Source organism: Albimonas marina (assembly GCF_029223255.1).
Lineage (GTDB): Bacteria > Pseudomonadota > Alphaproteobacteria > Rhodobacterales > Rhodobacteraceae > Albimonas.
Genome location: NZ_JARHUC010000001.1, coordinates 354,034 through 370,906, shown reverse-complemented (window position 1 = coordinate 370,906; position 16,873 = coordinate 354,034). Strand labels below are relative to the sequence as shown.

Sequence of the window (16,873 nt, the reverse complement as noted above, 5' to 3'; positions counted from 1 at the left end):
TATCAGGATGGCGGCGCGGGGCCAACTTGTCCGGGGAAGCCGGCGGCCCTTCGCCGGCGCCCGCAAGGACAGGAGACGCCGTCATGAGCCTCGACCTTCCCGCCCCGCCCCTTCCCGCGGCCGTCTCCGCCTTCTTCGCCGCGGATGCGGCGCGCGACGCCGAGGCGCTCGCCCGCAGCTTTTCGCCCGACGGCGAGGTGAGGGACGAGGGCGCGATCCATGTCGGGCGCGAGGCGATCCGCGCCTGGTGGCAGGGCGCCCATGACCGGTATCGCTTCCGCAACGCGCCGCTGGACGCGGCCGAGGAGGGCGGCCGCCTGCGGGTGCGCGTCCGGGTGACCGGCGACTTCCCCGGCGCCCCCGCCGTGCTGCGCTTCGCCTTCGAGACCGGCGCGGCCGGCATCCGCCGGCTGGAGATCGGGGCATGAGCGGCTTTCTCGACCTCTCGGGCCAGCGCGCGCTGATCACCTCCGGCACCCGCGGGGCGGGAGCGGCGACCGTCGCGCTGTTCCGCGAGCTGGGGGTGCAGGTGCTGACCACCGCCCGCAGCCGCCCCGACGACCTGCCCGTGGACCTGTTCGTCGCGGCCGACCTGACCACGCCGGAGGGCTGCGCGACCGTCGCCGAAGCGGTCCGCGAGCGCCTCGGCGGGGTCGACGCGCTGGTGCACGTGCTGGGCGGCAGCGCCTCCCCCGCCGGCGGCTTCGCGGCGCTGGGGGAGGCGGAGTGGGCGCAGGAGCTGGCGATGAACCTGCTGCCGGCGGTGCGGCTCGACCGGGCGCTGGTTCCGGGGATGCTGGCGCAGGGCTCGGGCGTGGTGATCCACGTCTCCTCGATCCAGGCGCGCCTGCCTTTGCCCGAGGCGACCACCGCCTACGCGGCGGCCAAGGCCGCCCTCTCGACCTACTCCAAGGCCCTGTCGAAGGAGTCCGCGCCGCGCGGCGTGCGGGTGGTCAGGGTCGCGCCGGGCTGGATCGACACCGAGGCCTCGGTCGCGCTCGCCGACCGGCTGGCGGCCGAGGCGGGCACGGACCGCGAGGGCGGCCGGCGGATCGTCATGGAGGCGCTCGGCGGCATCCCGCTGGGCCGCCCCGCGACGCCCGGCGAGGTCGCGAACCTGATCGCCTTCCTCGCCTCCCCCCGCGCCGGCGCGATCACCGGGACCGAGGTGGTGATCGACGGCGGGACCGTGCCCACCGTCTGAATGTCGCCCGGGCGGCGCCGCATCGCGTCGCCCGGGCTGGGACGCCGGCGTCGGAGCGCCCGGGAGATCAGGCCGCGCATCGTATCGGAGAGGCCGGACGCAATACGGAGATCCGGGCCGAGGCCGGCGCGCAACCCTCGAATCCAAGGCGGAGCGAAGCGCCGGAGCGAGCTCGGCGGCGGCGATTCGGTTTCGTGCAGGAACCTTCGGCGGACCGCGGCGCGCATTCTCGCGCAGCGCGGACTCCGACGCCGGCCAAGCCGGGAAGGGCCGGCGTGGATTCTGGTATGCCATTCCATTTCATATGCTTGCCAAACCAATTCACCTCGATAAACGTAACGTGAACCGCGTCCCGATGTCTGGTGGGAGATGGCGCACGCGGCGGCTCGGCGGGGTCCGTCGGGTGGATTGGGTGCTTGGGGAAGCCGTCATGTCCTTTCAGATCATCGACACGCGCGCCGTCGGCGCGCGTCCGCGGCTGCGCGCCGTGCTGCTCGGGTCCTGCTGCGCCGCGGCGCTGGGGATGAGCGGGGCGCTCGTCGCGACGCGGGCCGCCGCGCAGCTGGCCGATTGCCCGCCGGGGCGGGTGGGGCCCGAATCCTGCACCATTCCCGCGGACGCCGGCGTCGCCGGCGCGCAGGTCCTGTTCACCGGTCCGAACGCGACCGGCGACGACGACCAGGACGCCGATCCAGCGGGCTCCTACACCCTGACCAACTACAACACGCTGGGCTGGATCCCGGACCGCGGGCAGTTCGCAGGCCTGGCCGTGCGGCTGCGCGGCGGACAGGGGGCGGACGACAAGGACGACGCGGGCGCGAGCGGCGCGGGCGGCGAGATCACCCTCGACAACCAGTCGAGCATCTCGGTGAGAGACCTGAACTTCGCGGCCCATGGCGGCGACGATTCCGCCGCCGGCCTGTGGGACCGCGGCGGCCTGGTCTTCGGCCTCTACGCCGCCTCGGTCGGCGGCGAGGGACGCGACGCGCGCGACCAGACCTTCGGCGGCGGCGACGGGGGCGACGGGGGCGACGGGGGCACGGTCGACGTCACCAACGCCGGGAGGATCGACTTCGAGCCGGCCTCGGCCGCGCAGGCCTTCGGGACGCCGCGGGTCGGGGCGGTGGCGATCCTCGCCTCCAGCACCTCCGGCTCGGGCGGCGAGCGCGACACCACCGACGGCGAGCCCCGGGGCGGCAGCGCCGGCGACGCCGGCCAGGTGACGGTGACCAACACCGGAAGCATCCGGATGTGCGACGTCCTCTCGCTCGACTGCAAGGTCGGCCCGGATCCGCTGAGCGATCTCGCGGCCGGCATCTATGCGCAGAGCGCCAGCGGCCACGGCGCCGATCCCACCTCCTCGGGCGGCGACGCCGGCGCGGTGTCCGTCGACAGCGTGGGCGACATCCTGCTGCGCACCTATGTCGACAGGACCGGCCACGCCTACGGAATCTTCGCGGCGAGCCAGGCGGGCTACGCCGGCATCACCTCCAAGTCGATCGGCGTGGACGGCGGCGACGGCGGCGACTCGGGCCGGGTCGACGTTGCTCATGACGGGCGCATCGAGCTGCGCACCCGCGACTCCGCCCCGGCCGCGACGCCCGAGGACGAGGTGATCGACCGCGCCTGCCTGGAAGGCGCGGTCTGCCAGGTCGAGGCGATCCCCTATTTCATCTACCAGTCCGCCGGCATCCTGGCCGCCACCTACGGCGCGGCCGGGGGCGCGTCGAAGGACGGGATCTCGCGGGCCGACGGCGGCCAGGGCGGCGACGCGGGCATAGACCCGGAGACCGGGGCCCTGGGGACCTCGCGCATCAAGCTCGCCGACGGGGCCCAGGTCGACGTCGCCGGCAACAACATCATGGGCGTGGCGCTCTACGCCCAGGGGGCGCTGGGGGGGCTCGGCAACTCCACCAACTCCAACGGCGGGCGCGGCGGCGACACGGGCGACCTGAAGGTCGTGCTGGGCTCGGGCGCCTCGATCGTCACCCAGGGGGCGAACTCGGCGGGGGTGATGATCCACGCCAAGGGCGGCTCGGGCGGCGGCGTGCGCACGCCGGGCGGGCTGGTCGACTTCCACGGCTCGGAGGCGGGTCGCGGCGGCAATGCCGGCGACGTGACCCTGGTCCTGCCGACGGGCGAGGACGGCGTCGCGCCGGTGATCTCGACCCAGTACGGCCGTTCGATCGGCATCGTGATGCAGTCGCTGGCGGGGGGCGGCGGGTCGGCCGACTCGGAGTATTCGCTGTTCAGCGCCGGCGAGACCAAGGGCGGCAACAGCGGGACCGCGGGCAAGGTCAGCGCCGCGGGCCGCTTCGACGTGCGCACCGACGGCTACGGCTCCCACGGGCTGCTGATGCAGTCGATCGCGGGCGGCGGCGGGTCGCTGACCACCGACGGCGCCGGGGTCACCGCGGACACGGACGAGGGCGTGGTGGTGGCCGGCGCCGGCGGCGACGGCACCCCGGGCGGGGAGGTCGTGCTCGAGAGCGACGGCGGCCGCATCCTGACCAGGGCCGACGCCTCGGCGGGCGCGGTGCTGCAGTCCATCGGCGGCGGCGGCGGCGACGTGATCGACGTGGGCGGGGCGGCGGGCGTCGCCACCGTCGGCGGCCAGGGCGGCGGCGGCGGCGCGGGCGGCGCGGTGACCGCGACGCTCCACTCCGGAACCAACATCCAGACCCGGGGCAAGTATTCCTTCGGCCTGCTGGCGCATTCCATCGGCGGCGGCGGCGGCAACGGCGGCGACGTGTTCGCCATCGCCTCCCGCGTGCCCAACGTGGCAGTGGGCGGCGACGGCGGAACGACCGGCGACGGCGGCAAGGTGACGCTCGAGGTCGAGGCGGGCGACGAGGGCCTGCGCAACAGCATCTTCACCCAGGGCGACAACGCCCATGGCGCGCTGGTGCAGTCGATCGGCGGCGGCGGCGGCACCGGGGGCGACGCGCGCTCGCTCTCCTTCGGGGTCTTCGCGCTGACCTCGGTGGCCATCGCCGGCGGCGGCTCGACCGGGGGCGAGGGCGGCGAGGTCGACATCACGGCCGAGGCGCTGGACGTGACCACCTGGGGCAGCCACGCCCGCGGCCTGGTCGCGCATTCCATCGGGCGCGGGGGCGGCGCCGGCGGCGCGGCCACCTCCACCGACGTCAGCGTGGGCTTCGGCAGCGCGGTGGCGGTCGGCGGCAAGGGCGGCGAAGGCGGCGACGCCGGGGAGGTGAAGATCAGCCTCGACGACGTCTCCATCGCCACGGGCGGCGACGCGCTGAAGGACGGGGTGTCGAACAACCACGGCCTGGTGGCGCAGTCGGTGGGCGGGGGCGGCGGCCTCGGCGGCTCGGCCGACGCGCTGGCCTATGCGATCGACCTGCCGATCCCGGCCTTCGACCTGCAGGTCGCCATCGCCGGCGCGGCGGCGGTCGGCGGCAAGGGCGGCAAGGGCGGCGAGGGCAAGGCGGTCTCGCTCGACCTCACGGACGTGAGCATCGCCACGCGGGGCGACGGCGGCCACGGGATCCTGGCCCAGTCCGTCGGCGGCGGCGGCGGCGACGGGGGCGACGGCTCCTCGATGGCGGCGGCCTCGCTGTTCATCGACCGGCTGAAGGAGGCGATCCCGGGCGAGGAGGAGCCGAACGTCAAGTCGCTGAAGGTCAACACCTCCGTCTCGATCTCGATGGGCGGCAACGGCGGCGCCGGCGGCACCGGCGGCGACGTCGACCTGAGCCTGGAAGGCGCGACGGCGATCGAGACCTGGGGTCCGAACTCGAACGCGATCCTGGCGCAGAGCATCGCCAAGGGCGGCGGCAACGGCGGCGTCGCGGGCGCGGGCACCAAGAAGTTCGGCGAAGGCGTCGGCGTGAAGATGGCGATCAACATCGGCGGCTACGGCGGCGACGGCGCCAGCGACGCCGGGCGCATGACGGCCGACCTGGGCGCCGAGACCTACCTGCGCACCCATGGCGAGGGCGCGCGCGGGATGGTGATGCACGGCGTGGGCGGCGGCGGCGGCGCCTCGCAGACCGCGTCGGTCTCGTTCACCTCGAAGCTGACGGACGCGGTGCTGCAGAAGCTGAACGGCAAGCTCAAGGCGCCCCGCCTGACGGTGGGCGTGGGCATGACCGGCGGCGGCGGCGGCGAAGGCGGACGCATCGCCGAGGCGAACCTGGCCGGCGTGATCGAGACCTTCGGCGCCGACGGCGACGGCGTGCTGCTGCAGAGCGTCGGCGGCGGCGGCGGCCTGGGCGGAAACTTCGGCGGCGGCGGCGCCGAGGAGGACGGCGAGAAGAACGTGATCGACTTCGGCCTCGAGCTGCAGGAGATCAAGGAGCAGATCGAGCGGCCCTGGGCGCTGAACGTCAACGTGGGCGGCCGCGGCGGCGAGGGCGGCGCAGGCGGCGACTTCGCGGTGGCGGCCACCGAGGTGGAGTCCGGCGACGCGACGCGCTTCATGATGCCCACGCTCGACGGCGCGGTGGTCACCCATGGCGACTACGCCGACGGCGTGGTGCTGCAGTCCATCGGCGGCGGCGGCGGCGTGGGCGGGGGCGCGGTGCCCCACGACTCCATCGGCTTCCTCGACCTGTCCCTGCGCATCGGCGGCACCGGCGGCGCGGGCGGCAAGGGCGGCCAGGTCGGCTTCCGCCTGGGCGAGGACGCCGAGGTGCTGACCTACGGCGACCGCGCGCATGGCGTGTTGCTGCAGTCCATCGGCGGCGGCGGCGGCATGGGCGGCAGCGCCTCCCGCCTGGTCGGCAACCTCGGGATCGACGCCGAGACCGAGGCCCCCGAGGAGGACGGCGAGCCCCAGACCAACGAGGACGCGGCGTTCGAGGAGCTCGACGTCGCCTCGCTCTACGACCGCGGCGACGAGGCGCTGCCTGCGGCGGCCGTGCGCCTGGGCATCGGCGGCTCCGGCGAGGGCGGCGAGGGCGCGAACGCCGCCCGCGCCGAGGCGAACGGCGAGGGCGGGCGCATCACCACCAACGGCGCCGCGGCCTTCGGCCTGACGGTGCAGTCGGTGGGCGGCGGCGGCGGCATGGGCGGCATCGGCACGGCGCCGCTGACCGCGGCCGAGCTGTCGCTGAAGCATCTCGACGTCGACGACCGCACGATCTTCGTCGACAACTTCAACGCCCTGTTCCGGGGCGCGCATCTCGACTTCATCGCCGGCGGCGACGGCGGGCGCGGCGGGAACGGCGGCGAGGCCGCGGCGCAGGGCGCCTTCCGCATCGTCACCAACGGCGTGCGCAGCCCGGGCCTGATCGTGCAGTCGGTCGGCGGCGGCGGCGGCGTCTCGGGCATCGAGGGCGCGCGCCTGCTGCGTCACGGCGCCGACGGCGGCCAGGGCGACGCGGGCCCGGTCGCGGCGCGGCTCGAGCACGGCACCAAGATCAACGCCAACGGCTACGCCTCCCCCGGCGTGATCGTGCAGTCGGTGGCGGGCGGCGGCGGCACCACGATGTCGACGCTCGCCTACGGCTCGGCCCTGCGCCGCTACGATCCCGAGAACGCGGAGCAGGCCGCGCTGGACCTGCTGTTCGAGCTGACGCTGGGCTCGGGCGTCGAGACCTACGGGGCCGGGCACGCGGGCGGCGCGACGATGCATCTCGTGGACGACGTCACCACCCGCGGCGACGCCGGCTATGCGGCGATCGTGCAGTCGGTCGGCGTCGGCGGCGGCGTGGTCGTGCTGACCCCGGCCGAGATCGACCGGGCGCAGACCACCTCGCTCTCCTCCGGCGTGGTGACGATGGGCTCGGCCTCCGGCTGCCTGCCGAACATCCCCTGCGGCGGCGCCGACCGGTTCGACGTCTCCCTGGACGACGGCTCCTTCATCACCACGCTGGGCGTGGGGGCGCGGGGGATCGTGGCGCAGAGCGTGCAGGCCGGCGGCGGCGTCGCCAACGGCTTCGAGCTGCTGGAGCGCGCGAGCGCGGGCGAGTCCACCACGGTCACCCGCGAGATCTCGATCCTGGGCGCCAACGTCTCGCCCGACGAGGTCCCCGAGGCCGCGAGCTTCGTGGCCGACGGCGACATCCAGACCTACGGCGCCGACGCCGACGCGGTGGTGGTGCAGGCGATCGGCGGCGGGGGCGGCGTGATCGGCTCCGCCGGCGGCGCGTCCTGGACGCTCGACGAGGCGAACGGCAAGAAGATCCCGCCGCAGCCGGCGGCCAACACGCCCGACCCGAACGCCTACAAGATGCGCATCGACCTCGGCCAGTCCTCGCCCGAGATCGGGATGCAGAACCTGCATGTCGTGACCGAGCTGGGCGGCTGGATCCGCACCTGGGGCGACCATGCCGAGGCGGCGATCGTGCAGTCGATCTCCGGCGGCGGCGGGGTCGCGGGGCTGAGCCACGATCCGACCTCGGACTCCATGGCCTCGGTCTCGATCCGGGTCGGCGCCTCGGGCGCGACCTCGGCCGGGGCGGCGGACCGCCAGAAGGTCCAGGGCGTGGACCAGACCGCGGCGGCCGGGGGGCTGGACGTGACGCTCTCGGGCAGCACGTTCTTCACCAATGGCTGGGGCGCCAACGGCGCGGTGATCCAGGAGATCCAGGGCGGCGGCGGCATCGCGGCCGTCGGCTCGACGACCGTGCGCGCAACCACCGGTTCCGGCCGGACCGGCCTGCTGGTCGGCGGCGACTACGGCGGGACCTTCGGGTCCGCGGCGCTGAGCGCCACGATGGGCGACGACGCGCTGATCCAGACCGGCGGCGACGGCGCGATCGGCCTGCTGGTGCAGAACGTGGTGGGCGGCGGCGGCGTCGGGGCGCTGGGAACCTCGCAGCCGCTCGCGGTCTCGAACCGCGAGGGGGTGGTCGAGATGCGTCTCGGCGGCTCCAACGGCACCGGCCAGGCGAACCGCAACGGCGACGCGATCGCCGATCCGGGCGACCTGACCCTCGACATCGGCGAGGCGACCCTGGTCACCGGCGGCGCCGGGTCGACCGCGGCGCTGGTGCAGTCGGTGGGCGGCGGCGGGGGGCTGGCGCTGACGCCGGCCCCGTGGCTGTCGCGCGTCACGCTGGGCGCCTCGGGCGGCGGCAGCTCCTACGGGGGCGCGGTCGCGGTCGAGATGGGCGTGGACCCGGCCGGGGCCACGCGGGTGCAGACCGCGGGCGACGCCGCGCGCGGCGTGGTGGTGCAGTCGATCTCGGGCGGTGGCGGCCAGGCCTCGGCGCCTAACGGCCGCGACGGCTGGAGCGGCGGCGTCCTGCCCGTGCAGCTGGGCGCGACCGGCGCCACCGGCGGCTGGAACGCCGACGTGGCGATGACCTTCGGCGGCGGGATCGCCACCTCGGGCGACTACGCCGACGGGCTGGTGGTGCAGTCCATCGCCGGCGGCGGCGGCCTCGCCGACATCGGCGACGGCGCAGGCGCCGGGCCGCGCGCGTCGCTGACCCTGGGCCAGACCCAGGGCGGCGGCCGGGCCGGCAAGGCGTCGCTGACCCACACCGGGCGCGGCGTGGGCGGCGGCTCGATCGACACCGAGGGCGCGGGCGCCTACGGGGTGCTGGTGCAGTCGATCGGCGGCGGCGGCGGGGCGGCGAGCTTCGGCCACTCCGCCGACGGCGCGGTCCTGACCCTGGGCGCGACCAGCGCCGGCGACGACGACCGCGGCGCGGGCAAGGCGCAGATCCTGCGGGAATACGCCGGCGAAGGTCCCACCGGGGCCGAGACCAGCTCCCTCGCCCGGGTGGTCACCCGGGGCGACGACGCCCACGCGCTGGCGGCGCAGTCCATCGCGGGCGGCGGCGGCGTGGCGCGGATCGGCGGCGCGCAGAAGAACGTGACGCTGCAGCTGGGCGGCCGGGGCGGCGAGGGCGCCGACCGGGCCGACGACGTGAACGTCGGCTTCTACGGTCGGCTCGTGACCGTCGGCGACCGGGCCATCGGCATCGTCGCCCAGTCGATCTCGGGCGGCGGGGGCATCGCCTCGGCCGGCTCGGGGAGCGTCTCGGAGGTGCGGCTCGGCGGGCTCGAGGGCTACCGCGGCACGGCGGGCGCGGGCTCGGTCGACGTCACGCTCGGCGGTCCGCAGGGCTGCTCGCTGACTGCGCTCGACACCTGCGCGACCACCTATGGCGAGGGCGCCCACGGCATCGTGGCCCAGTCCATCGCCGGCGGCGGCGGCATCGGCGGCGACGTCTCGCTCGCCGACGGGCTGACCCTGATCTACAGCCGGTCGGTCGGCTACGCCCCCAGCACCATCGAGCAGATGAACGGCGAGGGCGACGCCGGCTATGTCGGCGTCAACGTGGACCGGCCCCTGGTCACCTACGGCGACGGCGCCTACGGCGTCATCGCCCAGTCGCTGGGCGGCGGCGGGGGCCTGGGCGGCGACGCCCAGGGCCCCTTCGCCGGGCTGAACACCAACGGCGACGTCGGCCGCGGCGGCGCGATCGACTTCATCATGCAGCCCGAGGCGGCGGTGATCGCCAACGGCCGCAACAGCACCGCGGTGTTCCTGCAGAGCCTGGGCGCCGCCAACGGCCGGGGGATGCAGGACGTCTGGATCGACGCCTTCATCAACGGCTACGTGCAGGGCGGCTCGGGCCCCTCGGCCTACGGCCTGCTGATGCATGGGGGCGGGGCGGAGAACGCGATCACCGTCTTCCAGGGCGCAACGATCACGGCGCTGTCGGGCGAGGCGATCCGCTACATCACCCGAAACGACCCCTACGACTCGCATCTCTCGATCCGCAACGCGGGCGTCATCGACGGAAACGTCTCCTTCAAGAAGGGACGGGTCGAGGGCGGGGTCGACGGCTCTGCCTTCGGTCCGCGGGGCGTCAGGACGCCGGGCGGGGCGGCGGCGTCCCTCGCCGCGGGGCCCGAGGTTCTGGCGGTCCGGCCGGCGCCGCCGCCGGCGATCACCCTGGTCAACCGCCGCGGCGGCGTGCTGCGGGGGGCCGAGCGCTACGACGCCGACGTGCTGAACCGCGGCCTGCTGGTCGCGGGGGATCCCGGGGACCATGCCGATCTCGTCATCGCCGGCGATTTCGAGCAGGGGTCGAGCGGGACGCTGGCGGTCGACGCCGAGCCCCTGAAGGGCCGGGGCGACGTGATCCGCGTGGCGGGCGACGCGACGCTCGACGGGGCGCTCAGCCTCGCGCCGCGGGCCCTGATCGGGGGCGCGGAGCACCGGGTGATGGAGGTCGGAGGCGACATCTTTGGCGCCTTCGACCGGCTGGGCGGCGCGATCTTCCGCTTCGAGCAGCGCATCGAGAACGGGGGCGTGACGCTCCGCGCGACGGGGGTCGAGCTCGCCTCGGGCCTCGGCGGGCAGGAGGCCGAGGCCGCCCGCTACCTCGAGCGGCTGTTCCTGACCGGGGACCGCGACTTCGCCCGCCTGTTCGGCAAGCTGGAGCTGGCGGCGCAGGGCGGGGCGCTGGGCTCGGCCCTGTCGGGCGCCACGCTGGGCGCCACGATGGCGGGCGAGGCCGCGACCTTCGAGCTGACCCGCGACCGCTTCGACACCCTGCTCGGCTGCGGAGAGACCGGCGGGCGCAGCGTCGACTGGGAGACCGGGGGCCTGGGCGGCTACCTGACCCTGCTGGGCTCGGGCCGCCACCTGGACCAGGACGCCAGCGGGGCCGCGGCCGGCTACGAGGGCGACGCCTGGACCGCGGGCTTCGCGACGACGCTGGAGGTCGCGCCGGGCTGGCTGGTCTCGGGCGCCCTCGGGTGGGAGACGCTGAACCTCGCCCGCCAGGGCGGCGGCGGCTCGGTCGAGGGGACCACCGGCTTCCTCGGCGCCGCGGTGACCCGGGAGAGGGGGGCGCTGTCGCTGAGCGGCGCCGCCACGGCGGGGTGGTCGGAGTTCGACTCCCGCCGCTTCGCCGGGCCGCTCGCGCCGGGCCAGGCGCGGTCGGAGCACGGGGCGCTCAGCCTCGGGCTGCGGGCGCGGGCGGCCTGGACGCAGGCGCTGGAGGGGGGCGCGTGGCTGAAGCCCTCGCTCGACCTCGACCTGATCCACGTCTCCTCGCAGGGCTTCACCGAGACCGGCGCGGGGCGGCAGGCGCTGCGCGTCTCGGACGCCGCCGCCACGGCCTTCGTCGTGACCCCCTCGCTGGAGGCGGGCCTGCGGCGGGAGCTGGGCGAGAGCGGCGGCGATCCGCTGGGCCTGCGGGCCTGGGCGCGGGCGGGGGTCAGCTTCTCGACCCTCGACTCCTACGACGCCGACGTCCGCTTCGCCCGCGACGCCACCGGCATCGCCGGCTTCGCCAACGGCGCGGCGCAGGCGCAGGCGGTGGGTCGCCTCGGCCTCGGGGTCGCGCTGGAGGTCGGGGACCGCGCCGACGTGGGCGTCAGCTACGAGGGCGCGGCGGGCGACGGCTACGCCGGCCAAGCCGGCCGGCTGAGCGTGAACGTCCGCTTCTGACCTTCGGACCCGCCCGGGCGATCCCGGGCGGGTCCCTTCGTCTCGATCCGCCGCCGTCCTCGCAGGGCGGCGGCGGCGCTCAGCGCCGGGTCTTGCGGCCGCCGCGGAACGGGGGCAGGTCGCCGGCCATCAGGCAGCCGACGGGATCGATGAAGTCCTCGATCTCCGCCAGGCCGAAGCGCTCGATCTGGGCGGTCACGGTCGCGGCCGACTTGTAGCTCGACGGCAGCTCCGACACGTCGACCCCGCCTGCGTGGAAGCGGATGTCGAGGCCCTGCGTCTCGGCCGCCAGCAACGCCTCGGCCGTGCGCCCCGCCATCCGCCGACGATGCTCGGAGCGCGAGAAGTTGCGCCCGGCGCCGTGCGGGCTGAAGCCCAGGCCCCGGCCGTCGTCGCGCCCGCGGACCACCAGCACCGGCTCCGCCATGTTCAGCGGGATCAGCGTGCGCCCCGTGGCGTCGGCGGCGTAGCCGTCCCAGGCCGGCGTCGCCCCCTTGCCGTGCAGGTAGAGCCCGTTCCGCCGGAAGACGAAGTTGTGCTCGTTCCAGTACCGCTCCCCCGGCTCGGCCCGCACCGCCTCGACCACCGCCTGGTGGAGGGCGTTGTGGTTGGCCTTGGTCCACTTGCGGATCAGCTGCAACGCCTCCCAGTAGGCCTCGCCCTCCGGCGTGTCCGCCGGGATCCAGGCGTTCTGCTTCGCCGTGCCGGGCGAGAGCCGCTTGCGGAACCGCTCGGCCACGCTCATCCCGTGCTTGTAGAGCAGCGCCCCCGGCCCGCGGGAGCCGTGGTGGGTGACCATCGCCGTGCGCCCCGTGGCGCGGGAGCGGCCGACGAACAGGAAGTGGTTCCCGTCGCCCTGCGTGCCCATGTGCGCCTGCGCCGTCTCGATCGCCTTGGGGTGGTCGAGGAACGGGTTCGCCCGGAACGCGTCCAGCAGCTTCAGCGAGACGGTGAAGCGCCGCCCCTGCGGCCGTCCGCCGGGCCCGAAATGGGTGATCGCCTGGGCTGCGTCCAGCACCGCCGCCGGGTCCGCGTGACCGAGGTCGGTCAGCATCAGCGAGCAGCAGATGTCGGCCGAGTGCATGCCCGGATGGATCGCGTTGCGCGCCGCGGCCACGCCGCCCACGGGGATCGTGCCGACCGGCCCCGCGGGGCAGGCGTCGGGCATCACCGCGCCGGCCTCGAGGGTGGGGGTGCGCATCAGCTCGACCATCGTCTCGCGGACCTTGGCGAGGTTGTCCATCTCGTCCGGGTCGCACGGCTCCAGCAGCTCGTGGAAGGGGAGCGCGCCGGGGGCGCGGGGCTCGATCTTCACGGGGGGCGTGGGCTTCTCGGCCTCCAGCGCGGCGCGCAGGGCCTCGGCGTCGAGCCCCTCGGCCTGCAGGCTCTCGGCCCTGGCAAGCAGCATCGGGAACTGCGGGCCGGGGCGGTGGCCCCAGGCCTTCAGGTCCTCTCCGGTGATGGGGCCGGCGATCGGGGCGGCCGTCGAGACGGTCATCTTTCCATTCCTTTGCGTTCAAATCAGCGGCCGGAAGGCCGGGAGGACAAGAGGGTGCGGGACTCTCCCGCCCCGAAACGGGGCGTAGCCGGGCTCGAACCGGCAGCCGGCGGACCGGCGTCCAATGTAGTCCCGCAGGCATTCCTCCCGGCGGTCGAAAAGGCCTCGGCGACGAGGGTGCTGGAACCGCTGCTCTACCGTTGAGCTACGCGCAGGCCCCGGTCGGGACCGGGGGCCGTCGCGGCGGGATTCGAACCCGCAACCCGCGAGGTGATGACTGTAGTTCCAGCGGCATTCGCCGAGGCCGTCTCCGTGTCGTCCGAATGCGCCCGGGCGGGCGCGCCGCCCGGGCTGGTCTCAGAGCGCGATGGCCTCGATCTCGGCCATCCAGCGGTCGGGGTGCATCTCGCCCCGGGCGAAGCGTCCGATCTGGTCGAACACCGCGTCGGAGAAGCCGCCGACGTTCAGCACCCCCTCGACCTCCGCCGCCTGCGTCGTCCCGTAGGGGGCGATGTCGATGCAGACGAGCTTCGCCGAGGGATGGCGGGCGCGCAGCGCCAGCCATTCGGTCATCGTCGCCGTGCCGCGCCCGGCGTGGGCGGCGTCGATCCAGGACTGGTTGTCCGAGATCATCACCACCAGGTCCGGCCGCGCCCCGCGGGCGTTCAGCGCCCGCAGCGGGGCCGAGCAATCGGTGCCGCCGCCCGCGATCTCCGCCAGCCGCCGCGCGTTGCTGGCGACCGTGTCCCGCGGCTCCAGCCGGATCGGGCGGAGCGCCCGGGCGAAGGGCAGAACCTCGGCCCGCGGATTGCGCCGCAGGATCGCCGCCGCGACCAGGCCCGCCAAGTCCACGTGGCGCATCGCCGAGGTCGCGCCCTTGCGCACCCCCGTCACCGACCCGAGCATCGAGGCCGAGACGTCGGGGCAGACCACGACCGCGCCCTCCAGCGCAGGCGCCCGGCGGACGGCGTGATCCATCGCGAGGTGCAGCGCCTCGACGATCTCGCCCGGCATCCGCGGATCGACATGGCCGATCGCGGCGAGCAGTTGGTAGGGCAGGGCCCCCGCCGCCTCGATCCGCTCGGGGTCTGAGAGGCGGGCGGCGACGGCCGCGACCGTCTCCGGATCCTCGAAGGCGCCGTGGCGCAGCAGCATGTTCAGCCCCTGGCGCAGCATCTGCCAGGAACCGTTCCGCGCGATCCCGGCCCACTGCGCCTGCGTCAGCGGCGCCTGGGTCAGCATCTGGAACGGCACCTCCGGCAGCGGCCCGGTCCAGGCCTGCGGCCCGGCCTCCTGGAAGGCGATCCAGTCGCGCACCGCCTGCGGCAGGCGCGCGGCCTCGCACGGGCGGCCCAGGATCCAGGCGAACAGCGCCTCCCGCTCCCGGCTGTCGGGCTTGGGGTGGACCATGCGGATCACGTCCTTCAGCGAGGGCGAGGTCCCGATCGCGGCCTCCAGCAGGGCGCGGTCGGAGGCCGAGGTCAGCCACCCCGCCACCATCGCCTTGGGGGCCGAGCCCAGCGACTTCCGCCCGGTGCGCCCCGAGCGGAGGATCTGCACGAACGTGCGCAGCATCCGCCCGTTGGCGACCACCCGCCCGAAGACCGCGCGGAACAGCGCCGGATCGCGGGAGGCCAGCACCGCCAGCAGCACCGCGGGCATGTCCTTCATCCGCCCGACCCGGCGCGCGTGGATCGCCGTGCGGGCCAGGAACGCGGGCTCCACGGCTCCAGCCAGCGACAGCACGCGGTCGAGCTGCATCTCGGGCTTGGCGTAGTAGGCGCCCCCGAAGCTGCCGGTCACGGCCATCTGGGCCAGGGCGTGGGGCGCGGCGTAGGAATAGGCCGGCGTCCCGTGGGCGGTCGTGGCGTCCGCCTTCGGGGACAGCCGGCCTCTGGTCGAGGCAAACACGGATCTGTTCGCCATTTCTCTCTCGTCCTTCTGTTGACGGGGAGAGGTGTCGCATGGGGCGGCGGGGCGACCGAGGAAAATCGGGAATCCGAACATGCTGTTGATTTTTAGACGGATTTCGCAGCGTTGCCGATTCGACGGCGCGCGATTACGATCCGGAGAGATAGGGATTTATCGAATGGGATAAGGCGTCATGCGCAACGTGGTCCTCGGGTTCCTCGGCACGCAGCTCGACGCCGGCAAGAAGCGGCGCTGGCGCCCGACGCCGAGCCTGATCGCGCAGGAGGGGTTCGAGGTCGACCGCATCGAACTGCTGCACGACCACCGCCACAACCGCCTCGCCGTGCAGGTGAAGGCCGAGATCGAGGCGGCCTCCCCCGAGACCGAGGTTCTGCTCCAGCGTCTCGACCTCGCCGATCCCTGGGACTTCCAGGAGGTCTACGGGAAGCTGTTCGACTTCGCGCGCGGCTACGGCTTCGACGAGGATCGGGAGAGCTATTTCGTCCACCTCACCACCGGCACCCATGTCGCCCAGATCTGCTGGTTCCTGCTGACCGAGAGCCGGCACGTCCCCGCCCGCCTGATCCAGACCTCGCCCCCGCGCGCGACCGAGACCGAGGGCTCGATGGCCGTGATCGACCTCGACCTCAGCCGCTACGACGCACTCCAGCAACGGTTCGACCTGCTGGCGCGGGAGCATTCCGACCAGCTCAAGGGCGGGATCGAGACGCGCGACCCCGCCTTCAACCTGCTGATCGACCGCATCGAGCTGGCCGCCACCGGCTCCGACGCGCCGATCCTGCTGCTGGGGGAGACGGGGACGGGCAAGTCCGAGCTCGCCCGGCGGATCTACGAGCTGAAGCGGGAGCGGCGGCGCGTGAAGGGGAAGTTCGTGCAGATCAACTGCGCGACCCTGTCGGAGGCGACGGCGCTTTCGACCCTGTTCGGCCAGCGCCGCGGGCAGGGCGGCGCGCAGGCCGGCGAGCGCAACGGCCTGCTGCGCGAGGCGAACGGCGGGGTGCTTTTCCTCGACGAGATCGACGAGCTGGGCCCGCGGGAGCAGGCGGTGCTGCTGCACGCGATCGAGACGGGGAGCTTCTATCCGCTGGGCGCCGACCAGCCCGCGACCAGCCGCTTCCATGTCATCGCGGGGGCGAACCGCGACCTCGCCTCGCTGGTGGCCGAGGGCCGGTTCCGACCGGACCTGCTCGCGCGGCTGGACCTGTGGCGCTTCACCCTGCCGCCGCTGCGGGACCGCCGCGACGACATCGAGCCGAACCTCGCCTTCGAGCTTGCGCGGGTCGAGCGGGCGCTGGGCGCGCGCGTGGGCTTCAACGCCGATGCGCGGGCCACGTTCCTGCGCTTCGCCCGCGATCCCGGCACGCCCTGGCCGGGGAACTTCCGGGACTTCGGCGCCTCGGTCCTGCGGCTGTCGACGCTGGCCCCGCGGGGCCGAGTCACCCGCGCGCTGGTCGAGGAGGAGATCGCCCGCCTCCGCGCGACCTGGGCCCGCGCCGCGCCGGATGCGGACCTGCGCCTGCTGGCGGATGTGCTGGGCGAGGCGGCGGCGGAGATCGACCCGTTCGACCGTGTGCAGCTCGCCGAGGTGATCCGCGCCTGCCGCGGCGCGCCCAGCCTGAGCGAGGCCGGCCGGCGGCTGTTCGCGGCCTCCCGCGCGCGGCGCAGCTCGACCAACGATGCGGATCGGCTGCGCAAGTACCTCGCGCGGCATGGGCTGGACTGGGACGCGGTCGCGGGCTGACCGCCGCCGAAGCGGGCCTGCGGCGCGCTCTTCCGATCCACCGGGGACCGTCGGCGGCCTCCGCCGCTCGCCTCCCCGCCGCCGACCGGCGGCAGGGGCAAAGGCTTTGAC

Annotated in this window: 6 protein-coding genes and 1 tRNA gene; 4 read left to right on the top strand and 3 right to left on the bottom strand. The window is 74.7% G+C overall.

All coding sequences use genetic code 11. The features are described from left to right. Positions 1-83: 83 nt before the first annotated feature. From P2H44_RS01645 to P2H44_RS01635, 3 genes are all read left to right on the top strand, one after another. The gene (locus P2H44_RS01645; RefSeq protein ID WP_275761676.1) at positions 84-428 is read left to right on the top strand and encodes a nuclear transport factor 2 family protein; all 345 of its coding nucleotides are present in this window, start codon (positions 84-86) and stop codon (positions 426-428) included. Next, positions 425-1,204, top strand: a complete 780-nt coding sequence (locus tag P2H44_RS01640) for an SDR family oxidoreductase (protein ID WP_275761674.1) — start codon at positions 425-427, stop codon at positions 1,202-1,204. The genes P2H44_RS01645 and P2H44_RS01640 overlap by 4 nt, the downstream gene beginning before the upstream one ends. A gap of 430 nt (positions 1,205-1,634) precedes the next feature. After that, on the top strand, positions 1,635-11,591 hold the full coding sequence (locus tag P2H44_RS01635) for an autotransporter outer membrane beta-barrel domain-containing protein (RefSeq protein ID WP_275761673.1): 9,957 nt from the start codon (positions 1,635-1,637) through the stop codon (positions 11,589-11,591). A gap of 79 nt (positions 11,592-11,670) precedes the next feature. Here the strand turns inward: P2H44_RS01635 and P2H44_RS01630 are convergent, their stop codons facing one another. From P2H44_RS01630 to P2H44_RS01620, 3 genes are all read right to left on the bottom strand, one after another. After that, positions 11,671-13,089 (bottom strand): RtcB family protein, encoded by a 1,419-nt coding sequence (locus P2H44_RS01630; RefSeq protein ID WP_275761672.1) that lies wholly within the window; start codon positions 13,087-13,089, stop codon positions 11,671-11,673. Positions 13,090-13,167: 78 nt separating this feature from the next. Then, a tRNA-OTHER gene (locus tag P2H44_RS01625) sits at positions 13,168-13,309 on the bottom strand. Between the two features lie 137 nt (positions 13,310-13,446). Continuing rightward, a complete protein-coding gene (locus P2H44_RS01620; RefSeq protein ID WP_275761670.1) occupies positions 13,447-15,015 on the bottom strand; it encodes a vWA domain-containing protein in 1,569 nt (522 codons plus the stop codon). A 178-nt stretch (positions 15,016-15,193) separates the two neighbouring features. Here P2H44_RS01620 and rtcR point away from each other — a divergent pair, with 178 nt between their 5' ends. Further along, positions 15,194-16,762, top strand: coding sequence for an RNA repair transcriptional activator RtcR (rtcR, locus tag P2H44_RS01615; RefSeq protein ID WP_275761669.1), 1,569 nt, complete (start codon positions 15,194-15,196; stop codon positions 16,760-16,762). Positions 16,763-16,873: the final 111 nt, after the last annotated feature.